The sequence below is a fragment of the Pseudonocardia sp. genome (assembly GCF_050250275.1).
In the GTDB taxonomy this organism is placed as follows: Bacteria; Actinomycetota; Actinomycetes; order Mycobacteriales; family Pseudonocardiaceae; genus Pseudonocardia.
In genome coordinates this window covers 97,313-121,999 of the sequence record NZ_JBFWOY010000022.1, presented here as the reverse complement: position 1 = coordinate 121,999, position 24,687 = coordinate 97,313, and the positions used below count along the sequence as shown (strand labels likewise).

24 protein-coding genes, 1 tRNA gene and 2 pseudogenes are annotated in these 24,687 nt (G+C 73.5%); 16 read left to right on the top strand and 11 right to left on the bottom strand.

Going from position 1 to position 24,687, the window contains the following annotated elements:
- Positions 1 to 29 precede the first annotated feature (29 nt).
- A pseudogene (locus tag AB7F12_RS20345) lies at positions 30 to 977 on the bottom strand (IS5 family transposase).
- A 449-nt stretch (positions 978 to 1,426) separates the two neighbouring features.
- On the bottom strand, positions 1,427 to 2,569 hold the full coding sequence (locus AB7F12_RS20340; RefSeq protein ID WP_428501715.1) for a metallophosphoesterase: 1,143 nt from the start codon (positions 2,567 to 2,569) through the stop codon (positions 1,427 to 1,429).
- Positions 2,570 to 2,634: 65 nt separating this feature from the next.
- On the opposite strand from AB7F12_RS20340, the gene AB7F12_RS20335 reads away from it, so the two are divergent.
- The 5 genes from AB7F12_RS20335 (at position 2,635) to AB7F12_RS20315 (ending at position 8,284) form a co-directional block, all read left to right on the top strand.
- Positions 2,635 to 3,513 (top strand): NAD(P)-dependent oxidoreductase, encoded by an 879-nt coding sequence (locus tag AB7F12_RS20335; RefSeq protein WP_428501714.1) that lies wholly within the window; start codon positions 2,635 to 2,637, stop codon positions 3,511 to 3,513.
- Positions 3,514 to 3,564: 51 nt separating this feature from the next.
- Positions 3,565 to 4,266 (top strand): response regulator transcription factor, encoded by a 702-nt coding sequence (locus AB7F12_RS20330; protein WP_428501713.1) that lies wholly within the window; start codon positions 3,565 to 3,567, stop codon positions 4,264 to 4,266.
- On the top strand, positions 4,263 to 5,726 hold the full coding sequence (locus tag AB7F12_RS20325) for an ATP-binding protein (RefSeq protein WP_428501712.1): 1,464 nt from the start codon (positions 4,263 to 4,265) through the stop codon (positions 5,724 to 5,726). Before AB7F12_RS20330 ends, AB7F12_RS20325 begins: the two co-directional genes overlap by 4 nt.
- A gap of 93 nt (positions 5,727 to 5,819) precedes the next feature.
- On the top strand, positions 5,820 to 7,706 hold the full coding sequence (locus tag AB7F12_RS20320) for a trypsin-like peptidase domain-containing protein (protein WP_428501711.1): 1,887 nt from the start codon (positions 5,820 to 5,822) through the stop codon (positions 7,704 to 7,706).
- An 83-nt stretch (positions 7,707 to 7,789) separates the two neighbouring features.
- Positions 7,790 to 8,284, top strand: a complete 495-nt coding sequence (locus AB7F12_RS20315) for a MogA/MoaB family molybdenum cofactor biosynthesis protein (RefSeq protein ID WP_428501710.1) — start codon at positions 7,790 to 7,792, stop codon at positions 8,282 to 8,284.
- Positions 8,285 to 8,372: 88 nt separating this feature from the next.
- Here AB7F12_RS20315 and AB7F12_RS20310 read toward each other — a convergent pair whose 3' ends face one another.
- Positions 8,373 to 8,882, bottom strand: coding sequence for an Rv0909 family putative TA system antitoxin (locus tag AB7F12_RS20310; RefSeq protein WP_428516765.1), 510 nt, complete (start codon positions 8,880 to 8,882; stop codon positions 8,373 to 8,375).
- 111 nt (positions 8,883 to 8,993) lie between these two features.
- Between AB7F12_RS20310 and AB7F12_RS20305 the strand changes: the two genes are divergently transcribed.
- On the top strand, positions 8,994 to 9,161 hold the full coding sequence (locus tag AB7F12_RS20305; protein WP_428497385.1) for a hypothetical protein: 168 nt from the start codon (positions 8,994 to 8,996) through the stop codon (positions 9,159 to 9,161).
- A gap of 8 nt (positions 9,162 to 9,169) precedes the next feature.
- Here AB7F12_RS20305 and mscL read toward each other — a convergent pair whose 3' ends face one another.
- From mscL to AB7F12_RS20285, 4 genes are all read right to left on the bottom strand, one after another.
- The gene (gene mscL, locus AB7F12_RS20300) at positions 9,170 to 9,598 is read right to left on the bottom strand and encodes a large conductance mechanosensitive channel protein MscL (protein ID WP_428516763.1); all 429 of its coding nucleotides are present in this window, start codon (positions 9,596 to 9,598) and stop codon (positions 9,170 to 9,172) included.
- 14 nt (positions 9,599 to 9,612) lie between these two features.
- Positions 9,613 to 10,284 (bottom strand): SAF domain-containing protein, encoded by a 672-nt coding sequence (locus tag AB7F12_RS20295; protein ID WP_428497383.1) that lies wholly within the window; start codon positions 10,282 to 10,284, stop codon positions 9,613 to 9,615.
- 113 nt (positions 10,285 to 10,397) lie between these two features.
- On the bottom strand, positions 10,398 to 10,772 hold the full coding sequence (locus AB7F12_RS20290; protein WP_428497382.1) for an FmdB family zinc ribbon protein: 375 nt from the start codon (positions 10,770 to 10,772) through the stop codon (positions 10,398 to 10,400).
- 56 nt (positions 10,773 to 10,828) lie between these two features.
- Positions 10,829 to 11,434 carry a 5-formyltetrahydrofolate cyclo-ligase gene (locus tag AB7F12_RS20285; protein ID WP_428497381.1) on the bottom strand — a complete coding sequence of 202 codons (606 nt, stop codon included), beginning with the start codon at positions 11,432 to 11,434 and terminating at the stop codon, positions 10,829 to 10,831.
- A gap of 36 nt (positions 11,435 to 11,470) precedes the next feature.
- On the opposite strand from AB7F12_RS20285, the gene AB7F12_RS20280 reads away from it, so the two are divergent.
- From AB7F12_RS20280 to AB7F12_RS20260, 5 genes are all read left to right on the top strand, one after another.
- Entirely contained in the window at positions 11,471 to 12,367 is an 897-nt protein-coding gene (locus AB7F12_RS20280) for a UTP--glucose-1-phosphate uridylyltransferase (RefSeq protein WP_428497380.1), read from the top strand.
- Between the two features lie 6 nt (positions 12,368 to 12,373).
- Entirely contained in the window at positions 12,374 to 13,600 is a 1,227-nt protein-coding gene (glp, locus tag AB7F12_RS20275) for a molybdotransferase-like divisome protein Glp (protein ID WP_428497379.1), read from the top strand.
- A 9-nt stretch (positions 13,601 to 13,609) separates the two neighbouring features.
- Positions 13,610 to 14,284, top strand: coding sequence for a GNAT family N-acetyltransferase (locus AB7F12_RS20270; RefSeq protein WP_428497378.1), 675 nt, complete (start codon positions 13,610 to 13,612; stop codon positions 14,282 to 14,284).
- Positions 14,285 to 14,482: 198 nt separating this feature from the next.
- Positions 14,483 to 15,556, top strand: coding sequence for a divisome protein SepX/GlpR (gene sepX, locus AB7F12_RS20265; RefSeq protein ID WP_428497377.1), 1,074 nt, complete (start codon positions 14,483 to 14,485; stop codon positions 15,554 to 15,556).
- 42 nt (positions 15,557 to 15,598) lie between these two features.
- A tRNA-Ala gene (locus tag AB7F12_RS20260) sits at positions 15,599 to 15,671 on the top strand.
- Between the two features lie 135 nt (positions 15,672 to 15,806).
- Here AB7F12_RS20260 and AB7F12_RS20255 read toward each other — a convergent pair.
- Both AB7F12_RS20255 and AB7F12_RS20250 read right to left on the bottom strand, forming a co-directional pair.
- Positions 15,807 to 16,490, bottom strand: coding sequence for an MFS transporter (locus tag AB7F12_RS20255; protein WP_428497376.1), 684 nt, complete (start codon positions 16,488 to 16,490; stop codon positions 15,807 to 15,809).
- 179 nt (positions 16,491 to 16,669) lie between these two features.
- Positions 16,670 to 17,275: pseudogene (locus AB7F12_RS20250) on the bottom strand (MFS transporter); the annotation flags it as partial.
- Between AB7F12_RS20250 and AB7F12_RS20245 the strand changes: the two are divergent.
- A complete protein-coding gene (locus tag AB7F12_RS20245) occupies positions 17,181 to 17,399 on the top strand; it encodes a hypothetical protein (RefSeq protein WP_428497375.1) in 219 nt (72 codons plus the stop codon). The pseudogene AB7F12_RS20250 and the gene AB7F12_RS20245 overlap by 95 nt on opposite strands.
- 130 nt (positions 17,400 to 17,529) lie before the next feature.
- Here AB7F12_RS20245 and AB7F12_RS20240 read toward each other — a convergent pair whose 3' ends face one another.
- Positions 17,530 to 18,552, bottom strand: coding sequence for a tryptophan--tRNA ligase (locus tag AB7F12_RS20240; protein WP_428497374.1), 1,023 nt, complete (start codon positions 18,550 to 18,552; stop codon positions 17,530 to 17,532).
- Positions 18,553 to 18,698: 146 nt separating this feature from the next.
- On the opposite strand from AB7F12_RS20240, the gene aspS reads away from it, so the two are divergent.
- The 3 genes from aspS to AB7F12_RS20225 all read left to right on the top strand — a co-directional run bounded on the left by aspS (position 18,699) and on the right by AB7F12_RS20225 (position 22,216).
- Entirely contained in the window at positions 18,699 to 20,471 is a 1,773-nt protein-coding gene (aspS, locus tag AB7F12_RS20235; protein ID WP_428497373.1) for an aspartate--tRNA ligase, read from the top strand.
- A 136-nt stretch (positions 20,472 to 20,607) separates the two neighbouring features.
- A complete protein-coding gene (locus tag AB7F12_RS20230; protein WP_428497372.1) occupies positions 20,608 to 21,141 on the top strand; it encodes a hypothetical protein in 534 nt (177 codons plus the stop codon).
- Between the two features lie 109 nt (positions 21,142 to 21,250).
- A complete protein-coding gene (locus AB7F12_RS20225; protein WP_428497371.1) occupies positions 21,251 to 22,216 on the top strand; it encodes an AsnC family transcriptional regulator in 966 nt (321 codons plus the stop codon).
- 2 nt (positions 22,217 to 22,218) lie between these two features.
- Here AB7F12_RS20225 and AB7F12_RS20220 read toward each other — a convergent pair whose 3' ends face one another.
- A complete protein-coding gene (locus AB7F12_RS20220) occupies positions 22,219 to 23,778 on the bottom strand; it encodes a dolichyl-phosphate-mannose--protein mannosyltransferase (protein ID WP_428497389.1) in 1,560 nt (519 codons plus the stop codon).
- A 42-nt stretch (positions 23,779 to 23,820) separates the two neighbouring features.
- Here AB7F12_RS20220 and rsmI point away from each other — a divergent pair, with 42 nt between their 5' ends.
- Positions 23,821 to 24,669 (top strand): 16S rRNA (cytidine(1402)-2'-O)-methyltransferase, encoded by an 849-nt coding sequence (gene rsmI, locus AB7F12_RS20215; protein ID WP_428497370.1) that lies wholly within the window; start codon positions 23,821 to 23,823, stop codon positions 24,667 to 24,669.
- The last annotated feature ends 18 nt before the right edge of the window (positions 24,670 to 24,687 follow it).

Genomic DNA, 24,687 nt, shown 5'->3' with positions numbered 1-24,687 from the left:
CCTAGCGAGGGACCGCTCGAGGTGATGCGCTAACCCGCGTGAACCAAGTCAGTCTTGATCCAGATCAGCGTGGCGGCGAGAGCGATCGCGGCACGGTAGACGCGAGCGGTCTTGTCTGAGCGCATCGCGATGCCGCGCCATTGCTTGAGCTTGTTGAAGCACCGCTCGACGACGTTGCGGCCCTTGTATCGCTCCTGCTGGGCCTCCCCGAAGTCGATGGGTCGGCCGGGCCTCCTGTGGCGGTGCGCGATCTGGTCGTCGCGCTCGGGGATCGTCGCGGCGATCTTCCGCTCCAGCAGCCACGCGCGGTTCTTCTTGGACGGGTAGCCCTTGTCGGCGAGCACCCGGTCTGGGCGCTGCCGCGGACGGCCGGTTGCGCGGGGGACGCGGATCTGCTCGAGCGTGGCGGTCATCATCGTGGTGTCGTTGATGTTCCGCCGCTGATCACCCAGCTCAGCGGACGTCCGCGGCCGTCGCAGACGAGATGGACCTTGCTCGTCAAACCACCTCGCGACCGGCCGATTCCGTGATCAGGCGGCTCCTCCCGCGGATTCTTGTGATTCGACAGATCCCCCTGTGTCGCGGCGGAGGGTCGCGCCGTGCTGATGCACGCGCGCGATCGTCGAGTCGATCGATACCACCCAGTCGAGCTTGCCCGGCGCCTCGGACTGCTTCTGAACCTCCGCGAGCAGCTTGTCCCAGGTGCCGTCCTCAGCCCAGCGAGCGAACCGTTTATAGATCGAGTTCCACTTCCCGAACCGCTCCGGCACATCACGCCAGGTCGCGCCGGTGCGGTACTTCCACGCCATCCCCTCAACCGCAAGCCGATGATCCGTCCACGGCCGGGAACGCCCGGCTGGCACCGGCATCAACGGCTCCAGAACAGCCCACACCTCATCCGAGATCTCCTGACGCGTCACAGCATCGAGAGTCCCCCGACCTTCAGCCCAGCCTTCTTGATCAACACGCCCTAGCAAGGCGGAGGAGCCGCTTCAGCGGGGGCACATCTGGGGCACATGAGGGCCGGAACAGCCCAACACCCGCTGACACGAGCTGGCAGCGGGTGAGCTGGTGATCGTCGGTCCTGAGGCGGACGCGCAGGCAGTGGTCATGCCTGGTTCGCGTCAGGAGAGCGGTGCTCTATCCCCTGAGCTACGAGGGAGCCTACCTGGCCCGTGCTCGCGGCCGGGACGGTGATCCGGTCGACCTGATGCCGGCAACGCGCGGTGCCGCCCAGCGTCACGGCGGCGCCGACGATCTGGAGGGTCGAGGGTCTGGCCGATCAGTACCCATGAGCCGAGGGCCGGCCTGTCGCGCCCGGGGTGCGGGTGCGAGGCGGCGGTGTCCCGCGGCATGCGACGGTCCCCGGCCGGGTATCGATTCTCCGGCCGGCGCTGGGGCACCGTGACCCGACCGGTCCGTCAGGTCACGGTGCCCCACCCCGCGCCCGCAGGGTCAGCAACGTGATCTCCGGTGGCGACCCGACGCGGACGGGTGGACCCCAGAACCCGACGCCCCGGGTGACGTAGAGCCAGGTGTTGCCGACGCGGGTGAGCCCGGCGAGGACGGGCTGGTCGATGAGCGCGACCTCGGTGAGCGGCCACAGCTGGCCGCCGTGGGTGTGCCCGGAGATCTGGAGGTCGACGTCGGCGCGGGTGGCCTCGTCGATCATGACGGGCTGGTGGGTGAGCAGGACTACGGGTTCGTCGGGGGCGCGACCCGCCAGCGCCGCGGCGAGGTCGAACCCGTGGCCGGGGACGCCGGAGCGGGCGGCGGTGCGGTCGTCGCAGCCGGCGACGTGCAGGACTGCGTCGCCACGTCGCAGCGTCACGCGTTCGTTGCGCAGGACGCGGACACCGAGGGTCGGCAGGTGCTCGATCCATTGCGCCGCACCGGAGTAGTACTCGTGGTTGCCGGTGACGAAGTAGGTGGGGGCGCGCAGGTCGCGCAGCGGTTCGGCGTAGGGGCCGAGGGTGGCGACGTCGCCGTCGACGAGGTCCCCGAGGACGGCGACGGCGTCGGGTGCGGCGTCGTTGATGGTGGCGACGAAACCGGCGAGGTCGGCGCGGTTGACGAGCGGTCCGAGGTGGACGTCGCTGATGGCGGCGATGGTCCACCCGTCGAACGCGGGGTGGAGGCGGTCGAGCAGCACGTCGCGACGTTCGACGCGGATCCGGCGGGCGGCGATCGCGCCGTAGGTGACGGTGCCGGCCGCGGCGACGACGGCGGTCCCGGCGAGGACGCGCGAGAGGAACCGGCGGCGTTCGGGGTCGGTGGCACGGCCGGCGGCGCGCACGCCGAGCCGTACCAGCTCGCCGACGGCGAGGAGCAGCGACGCGTACAGGGCGACGGCGAGCCACAGGTAGCCGGTGAGCGCGAGGGGTCGCGCGGTGTCGGGCGGGATGCTCCGTTGCGTGACGAACGCGGCCGCGGCGACGAGCCCGAGCACGACGATCACGGCCGCGCCGATGCGGCGGGCGCGGCGCGTGGGGAACACGTCGTGGACCGCGCGGCGGTAGAGGTAGACGTGCGTCACGAGCAGCAGCACCAGCGACAGCACGGCGAACACGCGACAATCCTCGCCCATCGGGCGCGGCCCGGCGCGCGCGGTGCGGGCCGAATAGTCTCGGGCCCATGACGACAGTGGCGTTGCTGGGCACCGGGATCATGGGCGCGGGGATGGGGCACAACGTTCTCGCCGCGGGGCTGGACCTGCGCGTCTGGAACCGCACCGCCGAGAAGACACGCCCGCTCGTCGATGCGGGCGCGACCGGCTGCGCCGAACCCTCGGACGCCGTCCGCGGGGCCGACGTGATCATCACCATGCTCGGCGACGCGGGCGACGTGCAGGCCGTCATGGAACGCGCGGTGCCCGGGCTCGCCGCCGGTCAGGTGTGGGCGCAGATGACGACGGTCGGCGTCGCCCCGCTGGCCGGGCTCGCCGCCCTGGCCCGCACACACGGCCTGGTGTTCGTCGACGCGCCCGTCCTGGGCACCCGCGCGCCCGCGGAGAGCGGCCGGCTGCAGATCTTCGCGGCTGGCCCCGCCGACGTCCGCGACCGGGTCGCGCCGGTGTTCGACGCCGTCGGCAGGCAGACGGTGTGGCTCGGCGACGACGGCGCCGACGCGGCCGCGAGCCGGTTCAAGCTCGTCGCGAACAGCTGGGTGCTGGCCATCACCGCGGCGACCGGCGAGACCATGGCGTTGGCGAAGGGCCTGGGGGTGGACCCGAAGGAGTTCCTCGACGCGATCGAGGGCGGCCCGCTCGACCTGGGGTATCTGCGCGCCAAGGCCGCGGCGATCCTCGACGGCGACTGGGCGCCCAACTTCTCCGCGGCCAACGCGGCCAAGGACTCCGGGCTGATCGTGGACGCCGGGGCCGCCGCCGGGGTGCGTCTCGACGTCGCCGCCGCCGCTCGGGACCGGTTCCGCCGGGCCTCCGATGCCGGGCACGCCGACGACGACATGGCCGTCGCCTACCTGGCCTCGTTCCTGCGCGAAGACCGGACGTAGCGCACAGCCACCTCTCAGGCGCCTCTCAGTCGTCGGGGACAGACTGGGCACATGCGAATTCTCGTCGTGGACGACGACCGGGCGGTCCGCGAGTCTCTGCGGCGCTCGCTCGCGTTCAACGGCTACACCGTCGAGCTGGCGGGTGACGGCCAGGCGGCACTCGACGCGCTGCAGTCCTCGCGCCCCGACGCGATGGTGCTCGACGTGATGATGCCGCGCCTGGACGGCCTCGAGGTGTGCAGGCGTATGCGCGCGGCGGGTGACGAGCTGCCGATCCTGGTGCTCACCGCCCGTGACGCGGTGTCCGACCGTGTCGCCGGCCTCGACGCCGGCGCCGACGACTACCTGCCCAAGCCGTTCGCGCTGGAGGAGCTGCTCGCGCGGCTGCGCGCGCTCCTGCGGCGGCGCACGCCCGACGAGATCGCCGCCGCGGCTGCGGGGGCGAGCAAACCGCTGGAGTTCGCGGACCTCTCGCTCGACCCCGACACCCGCGACGTCCGCCGCGGTGACCGCCGCATCAGCCTGACCCGCACCGAGTTCTCGCTGCTCGAGCTGCTGCTCGCGCACCCGCGCCGGGTGCTCACCCGCGCGCAGATCCTCGAGCAGGTCTGGGGCTACGACTTCCCGACGACCGGCAACGCGCTCGAGGTCTACATCGGCTACCTGCGTCGCAAGACCGAGGCCGACGGCGAGCCGCGGCTGATCCACACGGTCCGCGGCGTCGGGTACGTCCTGCGCGAGTCGCCGCCGTGAGCAGGGCCGGGGCCGCCGAGCGGCTCGCCCCGGCCACCAGGAATGCTGCGTCCGTGCGCTCCCGGCTCCCGGCGCTCCGACACATCTCGCTGCGTGCGCGCATCGGGATCCTCGCCGCGCTCGTCGCGGCCGTCGCGGTCGTCCTGGTGTCGGTCGCGGCGTTCCTCATCGTGCGCGCCAACATCCTCGCGACGCTCGACGACAACCTCCTGCAACGGGCGTCCGCGGCCGCGCAGAGCGAGCTGTCGGATCCCGCGTCGCTGGCCGGCATCCCGCCCGAGGTCCTGGGCGCCGCCGACATCCGTATCGCCCTGCTGCAGGCGGGCCCCGCGGGGCCGCCGCGTGCGCTGTCGGCGGAGGGATCGGCGTCGGCACCGCCGTTGGGTGACGAGGAGATCGAGGTGGCGCGCGGCGCCGAGGACTACTCGGTCCGCACCGCCGGGTCGGCGGGCGACGCCTACCGTGTCGTCGCCGTGCAGGCCGGGCAGGGACGCGCGCTCGTCATCGGGCAGCGGCTCGCGCCGACGCAGGAGGTCCTGACCAAGCTCGGGGTCGCCCTGCCGATCATCGGCGGTATCGGCGTGGCCGTGGCCGCGATCGCAGGTGTAGCGGTGGCCCGTGCGGGCCTGCGCCCGGTGCAGCGGCTCACCACCGCCACCGAGCGCATCGCCGCGACCGGCCAGCTCGACCCGATCCCCGTGTCGGGGTCGGACGAGCTCGCCCGCCTCACGCACAGCTTCAACGAGATGCTCGGCGGCCTCGCCGCCTCGCAGGAACAGCAACGCAGGCTCGTCGCCGACGCCGGGCACGAGCTGCGGACCCCCCTGACCTCGCTGCGCACCAACCTCGAACTGCTCGCCTCCGCCGACAGGCCTGGTGCGCCGACGCTGCCGGAGTCCGACCGCGCGGAGATCCTCGACGACGTCCGCGCCCAGGTGGAGGAGCTGTCGCAGCTGGTGGGCGACCTCGTCGAGCTCGCCCGCGACGACCCGCCGCGCACGACGGCCGAGCCGGTGGAGCTCACCGACGTCGTCGACCGGGCACTGGAACGGGCCCGCCGCCGTGCCGGGGACGTCGAGTTCGACGTGCGGACGGTGCCGTGGACGCTCGTCGGCGACTCGACGGCCCTGGAACGGGCCGTGCTGAACCTGCTGGACAACGCGGCGAAGTGGAGCCCCCCGGCGGGCCGGGTGCGCGTGGAGGCGAAGGTCCTCGACGAGTGGACGATCGTGCTGGAGGTCGCCGACCAGGGGCCGGGTATCGCCGAGGAGGACCTGCCCCACGTGTTCGACCGCTTCTACCGGGCCGACCAGGCCCGCACCATGTCCGGGTCAGGGCTGGGCCTGGCGATCGTGCGTCAGGTGGCGATCCGCCACGGCGGCGCGGTGTGGGCGGAGCGGGCTCCCGAGGGCGGGGCGTTGCTCGTCCTGCGGCTGCCCGGGCGCCGCCCGGCCGAGTGAACCGCGCCCCCGCGGTCGAGAGCGGCGGCAGCGCGCGGCGCCGACGTTGCTCATAGGCTGTGCCGAGGGGTTCGCGACGTGGGGGCGGCAGACATGGCGAATGACGGGTCCGGCGCGCCCGGGCACGCCGACGACGGCACCGTGACCGATCGGGCCGAGCCCGACCACCCGGTGGCTCCCACCCCGCCCGGCGGGGTGCCCACCCCCGGTGACGGTCCGGCCAAAATGCTTGCGGCGCAGCAGGATTCGAGTGTCGAGCATCCGCCTGCGCACGCGATCGGGGTGCCGCGGCCCGACCCCGACCCGGTGACACCGCCGGCCGGGACCCCGGTGCCGGCCGACGCCGACGTGCCTGCGGCAGCCGTCGACCCGGGCTCGGATCCGGGTGTCGGCCCGGTCCCCGGCGGCGGGCCCGCCGCCGTCGACCCGACCGCCGTCGCCGGCACGGCCCTCGACGCCCCTCCCGCCGATTCGCCTGTCCTCGATGCCCCTGCCCCGATCGCCGCGCCGGCGCTCCCCGCGACCGTCCACCCCGGCGGTGCGGCGCGTGTCGGGACACCGCCCGGTGGGGTCCCCGCCGCCGCGGCCCGCGAGGCGGGGCGATCCCACCCGCAGTACGCGCAGCAGCCGTCGAGCCAGTGGCCCCCGACCGGACCACCGCAGGCCCAGCAACCGCCGACCGGGTGGCGCCCCGCCGCCGGCGCGGGCGACACCGTCCACCTGCCCGACCAGCAGCCGCCGGCCCGGCCCGGTCCCCAGCATCCCGGCCCCCGGCACGGCCAGGCGACCGGTCAGCACGCCCTCCAGCAGCCGACGGCCCAGCACGCCGCCCAGCAGCCCTGGCCCCAGCCCGGAGGGCCGCCGCCCGAGCGCACCGTCGCCGCCCCGGGAGGCGGGGAGGGCAGGCCCCGCCGCCGCGGCGGCCTCGCCGCCGCCATGGTCGCGCTCGCGCTGGTCGCGGCCCTGGTGGGTGGCGGCGTCGGCGGGTACGTCGGCTACCGGCTCGCCGACCGCGGACAGACCCCCGCCTCGTCGGGGAACGTGCTGAACGAGCCGCTGCCCGACGTCGACCAGAACCCCGCAGCCCAGGGCCCGGTCGAGGCCGTCGCCACCCGGGTGCTGCCCAGCACCGTCCAGCTGCGCGTCACCGGCGCCCGCAGCGAGGGCGAGGGCTCCGGCATGATCCTCTCGGCCGACGGACTGATCCTCACCAACAACCACGTCGTCGCCGACGCCGCGAACGGCGGCACCGTCACGGCCGTCTTCCAGGACGGCCGCAGCGTCCCCGCCACCATCGTCGGCCGCGACCCCAGCTCCGACCTCGCCGTCGTCCGCGCCACCGACGTCACTGGCCTGGTCCCGATCGAGCTCGGCAACTCCGACGGCGTCCGCGTCGGCCAGCCCGTCGTCGCCTTCGGGTCGCCGCTCGGGCTGGGCGGCACCGTGACCACCGGCATCATCAGCGCGCTCGACCGGGCCGTCGGCGTCGGCGACGAGCTCGCCGGCTCCGACCCCACCGTGTTCAGCGCCCTGCAGACCGACGCCGCCATCAACCCCGGCAACTCAGGCGGCCCGCTCGTCGACATGCAGGGCCGCGTCATCGGCATCAACTCCGCCATCGCCACGACCGGCTCCCAGGGCGGGTCCATCGGCGTCGGGTTCGCCATCCCGGTCAACTCCGCCAAGCGCATCGCGCAGGAGCTGGAGACGACCGGCCGTGCCACCCGCGCCGTCCTCGGCGTCGGGGTCGGCGACGACCAGTCGGTCACCGGGGCCCGCATCCAGAGCGTCGTCCCCGGCGGCCCCGCCGACGCGGCGGGGATCAAGGCAGGCGACGTCGTCCGCAAGTTCGGCGACAAGCAGATCACCACGGGCCTCGACCTGCAGGCGCAGATCCGCTCCGCCGCTCCCGGGGCCACCCTCCCGGTGCAGCTGGCCGACCGGACGGTGCAGGTCACGCTGGGTTCGGCGACCGGATGACCGGCACCCGGCCCGGCCCCCGAACCCTGCGCGCCGCCGGGTCCGGGACGCGCGGAGCGTCCCGCTACGGTGACCGTATGGAGATGGCGCCACCCCAGATCGGCAGAGCCCTCGTCGTGATCGTCGACGATCGGGCGAGCCACGGCGAACGGTCCGACGCGACCGGGCCGCTGGTCACCGAGCTGCTCGAGGAGGCCAACTTCGTCGTCGACGCCGTCGTGATCGTGCCCGGCGAGTCCGTCGCCATCCGCAACGCGCTCAACACCGCGGTGATCGGTGGTGTCGATCTCGTCGTCACCGTCGGCGGCACGGGCGTGTCGCCGCGCGACGTCACCGCCGACGCCACCGCCGGCGTGCTCGACCGGCCGATCCCGGGTATCGCCGAGGCCCTGCGCGCCTCCGGCCTCGCCGCCGGTGCGGTCGACGCGGGGCTCTCCCGCGGGCTGGTCGGCGTCTCGGGCAGCACGCTGGTCGTCAACCTGGCGTCGTCGCGGGCCGCGGTGCGCGACGGCATGGCGACGCTGACCCCACTCGTCACGCACGTGATCGCGCAGCTGTCGGACCTCGACCCCGACTAGCTGTATCCGGCCGCGTCCCCGCCGAGTTCGACCGGTTCGTGGTCCGACGGGTCGGACCCGCGTGGTGCCGAACCCGGCGGAGCGGCGGTCAGGCGCCGGGGCCCTTGCCCGGCTCGGTGGGTGTCGTCGGCGCTGTCCCGGGGGTCGCGGACGGACCGGGCGCCGTCGGGGCGGAGGTCGGCGTGCTCGCGGGTGGCGTCGAGGTGGCGACGGTCGGTGCGTCGGCGGGTGCGGTGCCGCCCTCGCCGGTGCCGCCCGCGCCGGTGCCGCTGGCGGTCCCGCCGCGGCGGGCGGCCGCGGCGGTCCGGTCGAGCACGTCGCCGACGACGCTGCCCACGGAGTCGAGCTGGTCGTGGAACCGTCCGCCCGTCGCCTTGTCGACCTTCTGCTTGGCCTGGTCGAGTACCGGGCCGGCCTTCCTGCTCGCCTGGTCGAGGTAGGGCGAGGCCTTCTCCCGGGCCTGCTCCAGGTAGGGCCCGGCCTTGCGTTTGGCGTTCTCGACGTGCGGGGCCGCCTTCTCGGCGGCCCCCTTCGCGTACGGCGTGGCCCGTTCGATGACGTCCTCGACGATCTCGACGGCCTTGTCCAGCAGTCCCATGTGGTCCCCCGATCCCTGACCGGGCGCGAACCGAGGCCCGGTCCGTCCATGGTGGCACCGCGGAGGGTGTTCCCGCAGGGCACAGCGCCCGCGGATGGCACCATGGAGGGTATGGCGGAGCTGTCCGAGCAGATGCGGCGTCGGATCGAGGAGATCTTCGGCGACGTGCTGCCCGCCACGACCAGCGACGAGCGCGGCGACGACGACCCCCGCCCCGGCGACGCGGCGGGCGACGAATGGCTGCGCGCCAACCGCCCCCCGCACCACGACCAGGACTGACGGTCCCGCTACGTGTCGCGCGACGGTGAGTGCTTGCCGTCGGACGTGCCGGCCTGCGCGGCCAGGAGATCGCGGATCTCGGCGAGCAGCTGGACGTCGGTGGGCTCGGCCGGACCCGGCTCCTCGCCGCGCTTGCGGCGCTCCTTGAGCGCCTTGAGCGGCAGCACGATCACGAAGTAGACGACCGCGGCAACGATCACGAAGTTGATGACCGCGGTGATGACGGCCGCGAAGTCGATGTAGGTGCTGGGCTTGTCGGCGATGATGTTGACACCGAGCCCGGTCGCGGTCGGTGGCGTGATCGCGTTCAACAGCGGCTGGATCATCTTCTCGGTGAACGACGTGACGATCGCACCGAACGCGGCACCGATCACGACGGCGACTGCGAGGTCGACGACGTTGCCGCGCAAGATGAAGTCCTTGAACCCCTTGAACATTGATCCCCCTCCGATCACCGGTTCTGCTGCCGCAGGGTAACGGCGACCTGCTGGGTGAGCGCGGCAGCGGCCAGGCGCGTCGCCTGTGCGGGCGGCAACGCGACCAGCACGATCCGGCCGCGCGACCCGGCCGTGGCGCCGCCCGCGTCGGCGGGCAGGACCGCGGTGACGACAGCGCTCTCGGCCAGGACGACCGCCTCGTCGGCACCTGCGCCGGGGGTGACGACGTCGACGACGTTGCCCGCGACGAGCAGCCCCGCGACCCCGGGATCGGCCAGCCGGACGGGGACGGCGACCGCGTCGGGCAGCCCGGTGGCGGCGGCGGCCAGGGCGGGTCCGGCGAGCCGGAGGTCGGTCACGGGTTCACCGGCCCGGGCGGGTCCGGCGAGGGTGCGTCCGGTGGCGTCGGCGCTGTCGTGCAGCACACCCGCGGGCACCAGACCTTCCGGCCAGGTGCGGACGGCGAGATCGGCAGGGCCGAGGACGCTCCCGGCCGGCAGGTCGCGGGTGGCGACGAGGACGGGGTCGCCCGCCGCGGCGGGCCGGAACGCCAGCACCGCCGCGGCGACGACGAGTGCTCCCGCCAGGGCGCGGCGGGCGAGGACACCGCGGCGCCAGCGGGTGGCGGGCAGCCGTGCGAGCAGCGCGTCCCAGGGGCGGGACGGTGCTGCGGAGGGGGTGGGCATGCGGACCTCCCGTCGGAACCACGATCGGTTCCGACGCTAGGTGCGCGGGAGGTCGTGCGGTCCCCGTCCCGCGGGCCTGTGGATGGTTCCGCGGGATGGGGACAACCGGCCGGTCAGGCGGCGGGTGTGGACCCCGACGAGCTGGACGACTTCGACGGCCCCGCGGTCTTGACCAGCTCGCCGTGCTTGGGCGGCTTGCCGGACACCGTCTGCGGGGTGGAGGACCCGGAGGCGGACGACGAGTCCGACGAGGCGGTGGACGGGGTGGACGACGCGTCGGACTTCGGCTCCGCCGCGGCGACGCCGTTGCTGCCCCGGCTGTCGGTGCGGTAGAAGCCGCTGCCCTTGAAGACGATCCCGACCGACGAGAACACCTTGCGGAGCGGGCCGCCGCACTCGGGGCACACGGTCAGCGAGTCGTCGGAGAAGGACTGCACTGCCTCGAACCGGTGGTCACAGGCGGTGCACGCGTACTGGTAGGTCGGCAAGGGATCCTCCGGAGCTGGCACTCCCATACAGGGACTGCCAAGTTTAACCTGCCGGATCACCCAGCTGTGCCGAGTGTGGTCACACCGGTGCCCGGCCGCAGCACCCCGGCGACCCGGACGTCGTGCGGCTCCGCGGGAACGGTGTCGAGCAGCTCGTCGTCGTCGACCACGGCGATGACCAGTGTGTCCGCGCCGGCGAGGGGCAGCGTCCGGTCGTAGTAGCCGCCGCCGCGGCCCAGCCGGTTCCCGGCACGGTCGACCGCGAGCGCGGGGACGAGCACCAGGTCGGCCGATGTGATAACTGCCACACCCAGCCGTGGGCCGGTCGGTTCGCGCAGCCCGAGCGGCCCGTCGGCCAGCGAGCCGGGGCCGTCGTAGGCGGCCCAGTCGAGGCCGCCGGGCACGTCGGGGACCACCGGCAGCAACACGACGTGCCCCTGCGCGCGCAAGGCGTCGAGCATCGCCGGCGAGCCCGGTTCACTGCCGACCGGCAGGTAGGCGCACACGACCAGTCCAGCGCCCCGGGACGCTGCCAGGGCCACCGCGCCGTCGGTGAGCGCGGCGGCACGCGCGGCCCGCCGGCCGGCGTCGACGCCCCTGCGCGCGGCCAGCAGCCTGCGGCGCAGCGAGATCTTGGGATCGATGTCTCCGTGTGCCGTCACGCGGGCACGTTACCGGCGCCGATAGGCTCGCCGACCATGAGCGAGTCCCGCGCGTTCCGCTCCGCCGTCGTGCCCGCCGCCGGTCTCGGCACCCGCTTCCTGCCGACGACCAAGACGGTTCCCAAGGAGCTGCTGCCCGTCGTCGACACCCCTGGCATCGAGCTTGTGGCCGAGGAGGCCGCCCGGGCGGGCGCGCAACGGCTGCTCATCGTCACCTCACCGGGCAAGGACGCGATCGCCGCGCACTTCGCGCCGCAGCCCGAGCTGGAGAAGACGCTCGAGGCGCGCGGCAAGGACGCGTTGCTGGCCAAGGTCCGCCGGGCGGCGGAGCTGATCGAGGTGCAGACCGTCACCCAGGACCAGCCCAAGGGCCTCGGCCACGCCGTCGGCTGCGTGGCCGGGGTGCTCGACGACGACGAGGACGCCGTCGCGGTTCTGCTGCCCGACGACATCGTCCTGCCCGACCGGACCGGCGACGTGCTCGACCGGATGGCCGCGGTACGCGCCGAGCACGGCGGAACCGTGTTGTGCGCCTTCGACATCCCGGGGCCCGAGATCTCCGCCTACGGCGTGTTCGACGTCGCCGACACCGCCGACCCCGACGTCAAACGGGTGCACGGGATGGTCGAGAAGCCCCCGGCCGACCAGGCGCCGTCGACCTACGCGGCCGCCGGGCGCTACCTGCTCGACCGTGCCGTCTTCGACGCGCTGGACCGCATCACCCCGGGAGCCGGCGGCGAGCTGCAGCTCACCGACGCCGTCGCGCTGCTGATCGACGAGGGCCACCCCGTGCACGTGGTGGTGCACCGCGGTGGGCGCCACGACCTGGGCAACCCGGGTGGCTACGCGAAGGCGTTCGTCGACTTCGCGCTCCGCCACCCCGACTACGGCGACGACCTGCGCAGCTGGCTGGCCGCGCGGCTGGAGGGTTAGGCGACGGTGCGGTCGGTCGACGAGCAGCTCCAACGGGTCCTCGCGGCGGCGGTGCGCCCGGCACCGGTCCGCGTCGCGATCGCCGACGCCCACGGGCTGCGCTCAGCGGAGTCGGTCAGCGCGTCGCGTCCGCTGCCGGGCTTCGACCAGGCGGCGATCGACGGCTACGCGGTCCGCAGCATCGACGTCGTCGGCGCATCGGAGGCGGCGCCCGTGTCGCTGCCGGTCGTGGGGGAGATCCCGGCCGGGTCCCGGCAGCCGTTGCGGCTGCAGCCCGGTCAGGCGGTCCGGGTCGTCGCGGGAGCGCCGCTGCCCACGCTGGCCGACGCCGTCCTGCCCTCGGACCACACCGACTCCGGCTCGGCCCGCATCGCGGTGCACCGCGCGGTGCCGTCGGCGGTGTTCGTGCGCCGCATCGGTGAGGACGTCCAGCCCGGCGACGTCGCCGTCAACCGCGACGAGATCATCGGCACCGCGCAGGTCGCGATGCTCGCCGCCGCAGGCCGCGGGCAGGTGCTGGTGCACCCCAAGCCGCGGGTGTCGGTGCTCGCCGTCGGCGACGAGCTGGTGGACGTCTCGCGCGGCGCCGGAGCCGGCCAGGTGCCGGACGTCTGCACCCACGCGATCGCCGCCGCGGCCCGCGAGGCCGGGGCGGCCGTGTCCCGGCTGCGACTCGTCCGCGCCGACGTCCGCGAGGTCCGGTCCGCGCTCGAGGACATGCTGCCGTTCAGCGAGATCCTCGTGGTGTGCGGTGCGGTCGCCGGCCGCCCGGGGGCCGAGCTGCGGTCCGCGTTCGACGGCATCGGGGAGATCGACGACACCCGCGTCGCCATGCACCCGGGCTCGTCGCAGGGCTTCGGCGTCGTCGGGCGCGACGCGGTGCCGACGTTCCTGTTCCCGTCACACCCGGCCACCGCGCTGCTGCTGTTCGAGGTGCTCACCCGGCCGCTGGTCAGGCTCGGGCTGGGCCTGGCGGACCCGCACCGCCGGGTCCTGCAGGCGCGGCTGACGTCGCCGGTCGTGTCCCGCAAGGGCCGGCGCGGCTACGTCCGTGGCCGGCTTCTGCGCGAACAGGGCAGCGGCGACTACCTGCTGCAGCCCCTCGGCACGGCCGGCACGCACCTGCTCACGTCGCTGGCCGAGGCCAACGGCCTGCTCATCGTCCCCGACGACGTGGAGGACCTGACCGTCGACGAGCAGGTGTCGGTCGCGTTCCTGTCCAACAGACGCTGATCACCGCACATGTCACACGCGGTTCCCGAACGCCTCGGCCGCCATCCCGGCTGGCCCGCGCGGACGGGCGGCCTGCGCACCGCGGCGGGCGTCGTCGCGCTGCGCCCGGTCCGCCTGCGTGACGCCACCACCTGGTCCGCGATCAGGATCCGCGACGAGCAACACCTCGCCCGCTGGGAGCCCACCGCGCCCGGCAGCTGGGCGCAGCGCCACTCCGCCGCGGAGTGGCCGGCCCGCTGGATGCTGCTGCGCTCGGCGGCCCGCCGCGGCGCCGCGCTCCCGTTCGCGATCACCGTCGACGACCGGCTCGCCGGACAGGTCATGATCGGCAACGTCGTCCGGGAGCCACTGCTGTCGGCCTACGTCGGCTACTGGTGTGACGCCACGGTCACCGGCCGAGGGGTGACGACGGCCGCGGTCGCGCTCGCGGTCGACCACTGCTTCGACGCGGTCGGCCTGCACCGGATCGAGGCGACCGTGCGCCCGGAGAACGTCGGCAGCCTCCGGGTGCTCGCCAAGCTCGGGTTCCGCCACGAAGGGCTGTTCCGGCGCTACCTCGACGTCGACGGCGACTGGCGCGACCACCTCTGTTTCGCCCTCACTGTCGAGGACGTCCCCGCAGGGGGGATGGTCGCCGCACTCGTCCGCCACGGACTCGCCCATCCCGTCGACCACGAGGCGTGACCATCGCCGACGGAGGGTGACCCTCTCAGCTCACAAGCGTCACACCCGTATCGGAGGAAACGTTCCTCGATCTGGGTGGACACGGCGCGTCGCTTCCGGGATCCCACGATCGCGCTGGCTACCGTTGTCGAGGGCGCGATCTTGCTCGGGGGAGCAGGAACACGCTCGACTGCGCCGATCGGGGGAGAGGAGCGGCCGTTGCCGAGCTCGATGATCTTCGTGAGCCTGGTGGCGATCTGGCTGCTGATCCTCGTACCGACGGTCGCGCGACGCCGGCAGGAGGTGGCGCGGCCCACCGCCGCCTCACTGTCCGGCCGGGTACTCGCACGACCGGGCCGCGAGCGCCTTGACCAGGAGGTGGCACTGATGGACCGGACCGACGAACGCGTCACGACCACGGTCGACGCGGCCGACGAGGACGCCGACGGCGCCCCACGGGCCAGGACGTCCGAGGAGTCCGCCGACCTGCGGGTCGACGACGACCCCGGCCGCCTCGACGGCTGGGACGACTCCGACGACGACACCGACGAGGAGGACTGGGAACGTCCGCCCGCACGGTTCCGGCCCGGCCGCGGCGGATTCGACCCCGAAGCCGCCGCCCTCGCCGCCCGCGCCCGCTACGCCGCCCGCCAGCGCATCGTGCTCGGTCTGCTCGGCGCCATCGTCGTCTCCGCGCTCCTCGCGCTCTTCCTCGCCACCGGCATCTGGTGGCTCACCGGCCTCTTCGGCGCCTCCCTCGCCGGCTACCTCGTCTACCTGCGCCGCCAGGTCCGGATGGAGGACGCCATCCGCGCCCGGCGCGCCGCCCGCGCCGCCGGTACCCGCCGCGCCCCCGCCGCCGACGACCCCGCCCTCGACGAGTGGGCCGCCCGCGGCCGCGCCGTGGGCCGCCCCGACGACGAACGCGACCTCGACGACACCGGGGCCGACCTCGGGACCGACGACGGCTGGGTCGACGCCTCCGCCGCCGACACCGCGTCCACAGCGGACGAACCCGCCGGGGGCCTCGACGACGACGGCGACCCCACCCGGGTCAAGGGCGTCGGCGAACCCGTCGGCATCCTCCCCGCCAAGCGGCGCACCGTCCGCCCCGCCGACGACGAGACCGACGACGACGCCGAACCCGAGACCGCCCTGCCCCGCCTCTCGCCCACCCCGCCGCCCCCGCTGCCCGCCGGGACCAGCCTGGTCGAGGTCGACGAGGAAGAGCTGGAACTGGGCGAACTCGACAGCCGGGAGCGACCCGGGTACCGCCGTGCGGTGGGCCAGTGAGCCCCTGCTAGGCTTCGGAAGTCCCGCCGGGAACGGCGGTACGGGGCTGTGGCGCAATTGGTAGCGCGTCTCGTTCGCATCGAGAAGGTCAGGGGTTCGATTCCCCTCAGCTCCACTTCATCTTCCTGAGTCAGGTTCGCGACCGTCGGTCGCCTCCTCTTCGGGTCTCCGCCGGTTCTCCGGGTACGGCAGTCGCGCCGTGCGTTCCGAGCCCGCAGCAACCCGATCCACCGCACGAACGTCCGGGCCGTCAGCCCGTGGGTTCCGCCTCGTCGGTGACCCGGCCGCCGGGGTGCAGCAGCGCGGCGCCCAGCGAGACGAGCAGCGCGATCGCCATGCCGATCAGCACCGCCCGGGTCGCGACGGCGAAGTCCGCGGCGACGGCCGCCTCGATCTGCGTGCGGAGCTGCGCCGGCACGTTCGCGAGCGCCGACGGGTCGCCCCCCGCCGAGGAGGCCAGCGACGCCGCCGCCGACGGCGGCACCCCGAAACCGGCGAGGCTCGTCTCCATCCGTGAGGCGAACACGTTGCCCAGCACCGTGCCCAGCACGGCGAGGCCGAGGGCGGAGCCGTAGTTGCGGACGGTCTGGGTGATGCCGGTGACCTCGCCGTAGGAGGCGTCGATGGCCCGGTTGGTGGCGTCGGTGCTGGCCGGGCCGAGGAGCAGCCCGACCCCGGCGCCCGCGAGCACGATGCACCACCATTGCGCGCCGAGGCTGAGGTCGGTGATCTTCCACGCCCAGCAGAGGAACCCGGCCGTCGCCACGACACAGCCGGCGACGACCGACGGTTTCGCGCCCCGCTGGTCGAGGATGCGGCCGCCGATCTGCGCGGCCGGGGCGAAGCCCGCGAAGAACACCAGCAGGTACAGGCCCGCGCTGCTCGCGCCGTACCCCAGCGACACCTGCGAGTAGATGCTGGCGAAGAAGAACACGGGACGAACGCGATCATGGAGAAGAACAGCACCAGGTTGTCGGACAGGAACGCGCGACCGCGGAAGATCCGCATGTTGATCAGCGGCACCTCGGTGCGCTGCTCCAGCCGGACGAACAGGGCCAGCGCGGCCAGGCCGCCGACGATGCACACCCACGTCAGCGGGTTGTCCCAGCCCCAGTTGCGGGCCTGCTCGAACCCGAGCACCGACAGTGCCATGCCGACGGCGATCACCAGGGCGCCGCGCCAGTCGATCCGCTCGCGCCGTGCCGAGGGGGCGATGCCGGCGGTGATCGTCAGCACCAGGGCGACGACCGCGACGGGCACGTTGATCCAGAAGATCGCCCGCCACGTCCACTGGGTGAGGTAGCCGCCCGCGATCGGGCCGATGGCGGTGAGGCCGCCGCTGACCCCGAAGAAGATCGCCAGGGCTTTCCCGCGCTCACGTACCGGGAACGACGACACCACGACCGCCAGCGCCGCCGGGATCATCAGGGCCGCCGACAGGCCTTGCAGCGCGCGGAAGACGATGATCCACGCCTCGGCGAGGGGGCCGCGGGGGGTGAGCCCGCACAGCGTCGAGGTCACGGCGAACCCGACGATGCCGATGACGACGATGCGCCGCGAGCCGAGGACGTCGGCCAGCCGCCCGCCCAGTGCGAAGCCCGCCGCGAGGGCCAGCAGGTAGCTGTTGACCACCCAGGTGACGCCGCTGCTGGTCAGGCCCAGCTCGGACTGGATGTTCGGGGCCGCGATCGCGACGATTGTCTGGTCGATGAACGTCATCGCGACGGCGAACATCATCGCTGTCAGCGCGAGCCATTTCGACCGGGCCGCGAGCCTGCCGGGACCCGCCGACCCGGCCGTGACCGACTGCTCCGCCATGCCGCTCTCCGATCGTCACCGGTGACGTGAGGTGCGTTCCCGGTGATGTCGCTCGGAGCGGCCCGGACGTGACGTCGCGCGCGGCCGCGGCGCGCAACCCCACGGTCGTCCGCGGCGGCACGGACAGCAGTGGGGTTGCGCGCGGTGGGTGGCTGCTACTGGATGCCGGTGGCCTCGCGCACGCGGCCGAGCACCTCGCGGGCGCGGACGCGGGCCTTGTCGGCGCCGGCGGCGAGGAGGTCGGTGAGCTCGCTGCCGGGCAGCATCAGCTCGTCGTAGCGGGCGCGCAGCGGGCCGAGCTTCTCGTCGAGGACCTCGAAGAGGGTGTTCTTCAGCTCGCCCCAGCCGACGCCGCCGGCCTCGAGGCGCTTGCGGACGTCGGCGGTGACGTCGGGGGAGGCGAACTGCTCCAGGATCTGGAACACCGACGAGCTGTCCGGGTCCTTCGGGTCCTCGACCGGGGTGGAGTCGGTCGGGATGCGGCGCACCAGCTTCTTGAGCTTCGCGCTCTCCAGGAACAGGGGGATGGTGTTGTCGTAGCTCTTGCTCATCTTGCGGCCGTCGGTGCCGGGCAGCGTCTTGCCGGTGTCGGTGTCGGGGACGACGAGCGCGGGCACCTTGAGGACGGGCTTGCCGCCGCCGAAGAGGTGGTTGAAGGTGCCGGCGATGTCGGCGGCGTACTCGACGTGCTGGCTCTGGTCCTTGCCGACGGGGACGACGTCGGAGTCCATCAGCAGGATGTCGGCGGCCATGAGCACCGGGTAGTTGTAGGTGCCCATGTTGATGCCGACGTCGAGGTCGTCCTTGCCGGACTCGGCGTTGCGGTCGCGGGCCGCCTTGTAGGCGTGGGCGCGGTTCATCATGCCCTTGGCGGTGACGCAGGACAGGATCCACGTCAGCTCGAACGTCTCGGGCACGTCGGACTGCAGGTACATCGTGATGCGCTCGGGGTCGAGCCCGGCGGCGATCCAGGTGGCGGCGACGGACCGTGACCAGTGACGCAGCAGCTCGGGGTCCCGGACGGTGGTCAGGGCGTGGTAGTCGGCGATGAAGTACATCGCCTCGTACTGCCCGGCCAGCTCCAGGGCGGGCCGGATGGCGCCGATGTAGTTGCCGATGTGCGGCTCGCCGGTCGGCTTGATGCCGGTGAGGGAGACCTTCCGGCCGGGCGTCGTCATCCTCCGATCGTAGGGGGCCCGGACGGCGGGGCGAAGGCGACCCAGGGCCGCGCGGTACGCTGCGGGAACCCTGGTCAGAGGGGTCGTGGGCCGTCGATCGGCGCGTCCCGGGCCGGGTGCCCCCGAGTCGACGACATGGACGGACGATGCATCGATACCGGTCTCACACCTGCGGCGAGCTGCGCGCGACGGACGTCGACTCCGACGTCCGGCTGTCGGGCTGGCTGCACAACCGGCGGGACCTGGGTGGTGTCGTCTTCGTCGACCTGCGCGACAACTCCGGGGTCGTGCAGCTCGTCGTCCGCTCCGACTCGCCGGCCTACGACGCGCTGGGCAGCCTGCCCCGCGAGACGGTGCTGCGCGCCGACGGCAGGGTCCTGCGTCGCGACGCCGAGAACGTCAACCCCGAGCTGCCGACGGGGGAGATCGAGGTCCAGGTCGGCGACATCGAGGTGCTCGGCACCTGCGACCCGCTGCCGTTCAGCGTGTTCCCCGAGGAGAAGGTCAACGAGGAGACGCGGCTGACCTACCGCTTCCTCGACCTGCGCCGCGCCCGGATGCACCGCAACATCCAGCTGCGCTCGGCGGTCGTCGCGAGCATCCGCCGCAAGATGACCGAGCGGGGCTTCCTCGACCTGCAGACGCCGATCCTGTCGGCCACCAGCCCCGAGGGTGCGCGCGACTTCCTGGTGCCGTCGCGCATCCACGCAGGCAAGTTCTACGCGCTGCCGCAGGCGCCGCAGCAGTTCAAGCAGCTGCTGATGGTGTCGGGCTTCGACCGCTACTTCCAGATCGCGCCGTGCTTCCGCGACGAGGACAGCCGCGCCGACCGCTCGCCCGGCGAGTTCTACCAGCTCGACGTCGAGATGAGCTTCGCCGAGCAGGAGGACGTCTTCGGCGTCATCGAGGGCGTCATGACGGAGCTGTTCACCGAGTTCGCGCCGGAGCGGGAGACGACGTCGCCGTTCCCGCGCATCGCCTACCGCGACGCGCTGGCCCGCTACGGCACCGACAAGCCCGACCTGCGTGCCACCCTGGAGCTGGTCGACGTCTCGCACCTGTTCGCCGACAGCGACTTCCGCGCGTTCGCCGGCAAGCACGTCCGCGCGCTGCCGGTGCCGGGCTGTGGCGGGCGTCCGCGGTCGTTCTTCGACCAGATGGGCGCGTTCGCCGTCGAGAAGGGGGCGCAGGGCCTGGCCTGGGTGCGCATCGCCGACGACGGCACGCTCACCGGCCCGATCGCCAAGTTCCTCACCGAGGACGTCGTGTCCCGGCTGGTGGCCGACGTCAAGGGCGAGCCGGGTACGGCGATCTTCTTCGGCGCGGGCGAGGAGTCCGAGGTCGGCAAGATCATGGCGGAGGTCCGCGTCGAGGCGGCCAAGCGCGCCGACCTGTTCGACGAGGCCCCGTTCCGGTTCTGCTGGATCGTCGACTTCCCGATGTACGAGCGCAACGACGACGGCGAGATCGAGTTCAGCCACAACCCGTTCTCGATGCCGCAGGGCGGGCTGGAGGCGTTGCGCACCAAGGACCCGCTCGACATCCTGGCCTGGCAGTACGACATCGTCTGCAACGGCACGGAGCTGTCGTCGGGCGCGGTGCGTAACCACAGCCCCGAGGTCATGTACGAGGCGTTCCGCATCGCCGGCTACGCCAAGGAGCGGGTCGACGAGGAGTTCGGCGGCATGGTGCGGGCCTTCCACTACGGCGCCCCGCCCCACGCGGGGATCGCGCCCGGCGTCGACCGCATCGTGATGCTGCTGGCCGACGAGCCCAACATCCGCGAGACGATCGCGTTCCCGCTCAACGGCAATGCGCAGGACCTGCTCATGGGCGCGCCGTCGGAGGTCGACGAGGCGCGGCTCAAGGAGCTGCACCTGAGCGTGCGCAAGCCCCCGGCCAAGGCGCCGAAGCCCTGACCCCGGCCCGGACCCGTTGCGTCGCAGCGGGTCCGGCCGGGTGTACGGTCGCCCGGCGGCGCCGGAGTGCGTCGCCTGCACGTGGGGGGTGTTCGCGGTCCGTCGGAGGTCTGTGGTCTGCGCGGCCTGCGCATTCGTGACGGCGCTGCTCGCCGCGTTCACGGCGGTCAACCCGTTCCACCTGGCCTGGGGCGGCCCGGTGACCGCGGTTCTCGTCGGGGTGACGATTGCGCTGATCACGGCGGCCGCGGCCGTCGTCCCGCGCCGGCGGGCCAACCGCGTCTTCACCGCGCTGGTCGGTGTGGTGCTGCTCGCCGCCTGGTGCGCCGTCTCGATCGTCGGGTTGCGGTTCTCCGGCCCGCAGCGCGACATCACCGTCGTCGACGGCGGTGACTACCGGCTCGTGGTGGTGCAGGGCCACGCGTTCGCCGACATCGCGTACTCGGTCCACCTGCGCCGCGGCTCCGGCCCGCTCACCCAGGACTCGCTGGTCTGGCAGGGCCTCGCCGAGGGTGCCCCGCCCGCGCAGGTCCGCTTCCCCGGTGACCCCGCCACCGACCACGCCGTCGAGATCATCGCCGGGCCCGGTTGTGGCTACCGGTCGACCTTCGATTCCCTTACTCTCGGCGTCGATCCGGTACACAGACCGTTGCGACTCGACGGCTGCTGACCCGACGGGGTGATCCCCAACCAGGTGATACCGGCCGACCGTACCGACGATGCGCGATCGGGCAGGATGATCGTGAGCACGGGCACGACACGAACGGCGGGGTGCGCACGTGGGGGGCACCCTGACGGAGCTGGACCGTCGCATCGTCGGCGCCCTCCAGGTCGACGGCCGCGCGTCGTGGCCGCGGATCGCCGCCGCACTCGCTGAACCCGACGGCGTCGTCGACCGCCACGGAACCGAGCTCCTCGCAGGCGGCGCCGTCCGCGTGACCGGCGCCCCCGCCCCGTCGGCAGGCGCGTTCGTCGCGCTGCGCTGCGAGCCCGGCAAGGAACGCATCGGTGCCCTCGCCCTGGCCAACCGCCGCGACACCCGCAACGCCCACGTCCTCGCCGGCCCCTACGGCTGCCTCGCCGAGATCGACTGCGACCCCGCCCGGCTCGCCGCCTTCACACTCGACGAGCTGCCGCTGCTGCCCGCCCTCGCCGGCTCCGGCGTCTGGACGGTGCTGCGCTACGTCCGCACCTCCGCGCACTGGCGCCCCGGCCTGCTCACCGACGCCGAGCACGACGCACTCGTCGACGTCGAACCCCCGCCCGAGTACGCGCCGTTCGGCGAGGCCAAGGGCGTCAACCGGCCCGACGCGCTGCTGCTCGCCGCCCTGGCCCACGACGGCCGCCGCGACGTCGAGGAGCTCGCCGGTGTCACCGGCCTGTCCGCCGCCGCGGTGCGTCGCCGCGTCGAACGGCTGCGCCGCGAAGGTGGCCTGCGGCTGCGCGTCGTCGTGGACCCGGCGCTGCTCGGCCTCGCGGTACGGGCCGTCGTCTCCGTCCGGTGCGCCCCGCGCGACACGGCCGCCGTCGCCGCGGCGCTCTCGCGCGAACCCGCGGTGCGCCACGCCGCCTGCGTCACCGGCGACCGGCAGATCGTGGCCGAGGTCGCCCTCCCGACCGTCGACGCCCTCCACGACCTGCTCACGTCGGCCGCCTGGCTCGACCGGGTCACCGAGGCCGAGGCGTCACCGGTCGTCGGCACCCTCAAGCGCGACGGGCTGTTCACGCTCCCGTCGGAGCACTGAGCTCATTTCCAGGACGGCAGCCACAGCTCCGCCTGCCACTGCGCCTGCGTGATCGGCACCCCGTTGAGGATCGGCCACAGCCACGCGAAGTTCGCGACGATCAGCCCGACCCACAACGCCACCACGAGCAGACCCGTCTGCCTGCGCTCGGGATGTGCCCGCGCCCGGCCCAGGACCTCGCCCATCACCAGCACCGTCGCGATCACCAGGAACGGCACCACCGGCGCCATGTAGAAGAAGTACATCTGCCGGTTCAGGTTCAGGAACCACGGCAGGAATCCCGCCCCGTAGCCGACCAGCACGGCCGCGTACCGCCAGTCGAACCGCGTGACGGTCCGCCACAGCGCCCAGCCCAGCACCAGCGGCGCCGGCCACCACAGCGCGGGCGTGCCGACGAGCATCACCGCCGACACACAGTCGGTCCCGCCGCAGCTGCCGACGTCGTCGCCGCCCGCGTAGTAGTAGAGCATCGGGCGCAGCCCCATCGGCCACGTCCACGGCTTCGACTCCCACGGGTGCGGGTTCCCCGGCGGCGTGTCCAGCCCCTCGTGGAACGCCAGCACGTGGCCGCTGTAGTACCAGAGCGAGCGCAGGGCGTCGGGCACGAACGAGAACGGCCCGCCCGAACCCACCATGGTCCCCACGGCGTGCCGGTCCACCGACGTCTCGCTGCCGAACCACGCCCACCACGCCGAGAGATACGCCAGCACCGGCACCACGGCCAGCGCCCACACCCCCGGCAGCAGGTCGCGCCGGATCGTCCCCACCCACGGGCGACGCACCCCCGCCGCGCGTCGGGCCGTCACGTCCCAGATCACCATCAGCACCGCGAACGCGACGACCCAGTAGATGCCGGACCACTTCACCGCGCAGCCCAGGCCGAGCAGCACCCCGGTGCCGAAGCGCCACCAGCGGAATCCCAGCCGCGGCCCGTACAGCGTGTCGTCGACCCGGCCCTCGGCCATCACGACGGCCATCCGTTCCCGGACGTCGTCACGGTCGCGGACCAGCGTCGTGAACGCCGCGAGCACGAACAGCGCCGCGAACACGTCGAGCATCCCGATCCGCGACTGCACGTGCGACAGCCCGTCACAGATCAGCAGCAGGCCGGCGACCCCACCCAGCATCGTCGACCGGGTCAGCCGCCGCGTCACGCGGATGATCAGGACGATGCACAACGTCCCCGCCGCCGCGGCGGCCACCCGCCAGCCGAGCGCGTCGTAGCCGAACAGCCACTCGCCCAGCGCGATCAGCTGCTTGCCCAGCGGCGGGTGCACCACCAGCTCGTAACCGGGGTTGTCCTCGACGCCCCCGTTGCGCAGCATCTGCCACGCCTGCGGGACGTAGTGCTTCTCGTCGAAGACCGGGGTGCCCTGGTCGGTGGGGAAGCGCAGGCCCGCGAACCGCAGCACCCCGCCCAACAGGCCCACCGCGATGGTCAGGACCCAGCCGCGGAGCCTGTCGTCGAGGCCGTCGACGCCCAGCTTGCGCCGCGGATCGGTCTGCACCGGCGGCCGCAGTGGCGGCGGTGTGCCCACGACGTCCGCGACGGGCGTCAACACTTCACCGCGAACCCCCACGCGAGCCGATCGTAGGCTCCCGGCATGAGCACCGACTCCCCGGCGGGCCGACTCGTCCTCGCCGCGACCCCGCTGGGCGACGCCCGCGACGCCTCGGTGCGACTGCGCGAGGCCCTCGCCGAGGCCGACGTCATCGCCGCCGAGGACACCCGCAGGCTCCGGTCCCTGGTCGCCGCGCTCGGGGTGACCGTGACGGGGAAGGTGGTGAGCCACTACGACTCCGTGGAGGCCGCCCGCCTGCCCGGACTGCTCGACGCCGTCCGCGGCGGCTCGACCGTCCTCGTCGTCACCGACGCCGGGATGCCCGCCGTCTCCGACCCGGGGTTCCGGCTCGTCGCCGCGGCCGCGGCCGAGGACCTGCCCGTCACCTGCCTGCCCGGCCCCTCGGCCGTCACCACCGCGCTCGTGCTCTCCGGCCTGCCCTGCGAACGGTTCTGCTTCGAGGGCTTCTCCCCGCGCCGCTCCGGCGAGCGCAAGCGGTGGCTCGCAGAGCTCGCCGCCGAGCGCCGCGCCGTCGTCTTCTTCGAGTCGCCCCACCGGCTCGCCGACACCCTCCGCGACGCCGTCGAGGTGCTGGGCGGGGAGCGCGCCGCCGCCGTCTGCCGGGAGCTGACGAAGCGCTACGAGGAGGTCGTCCGCGGCTCGCTGGCCGAGCTCGCGGAGTGGGCGTCGGGGGAGGTGCGCGGCGAGATCACCGTCGTCCTCGCGGGGGCCGAGGCCGCCGAGACGCCGTCCGCCGAGTCGCTGGTGCCGGAGGTGGAGGCCCGCGTCGCGGAGGGGGAACGCCTGAAGGACGCCGTGGCGGCGGTAGCGGAAGCGACGAACGTCCCGAAACGCGACCTGTACAACGCGGCTCTCGCGGCCCGGGGTTGAGTTCGACGTGACGGTCGG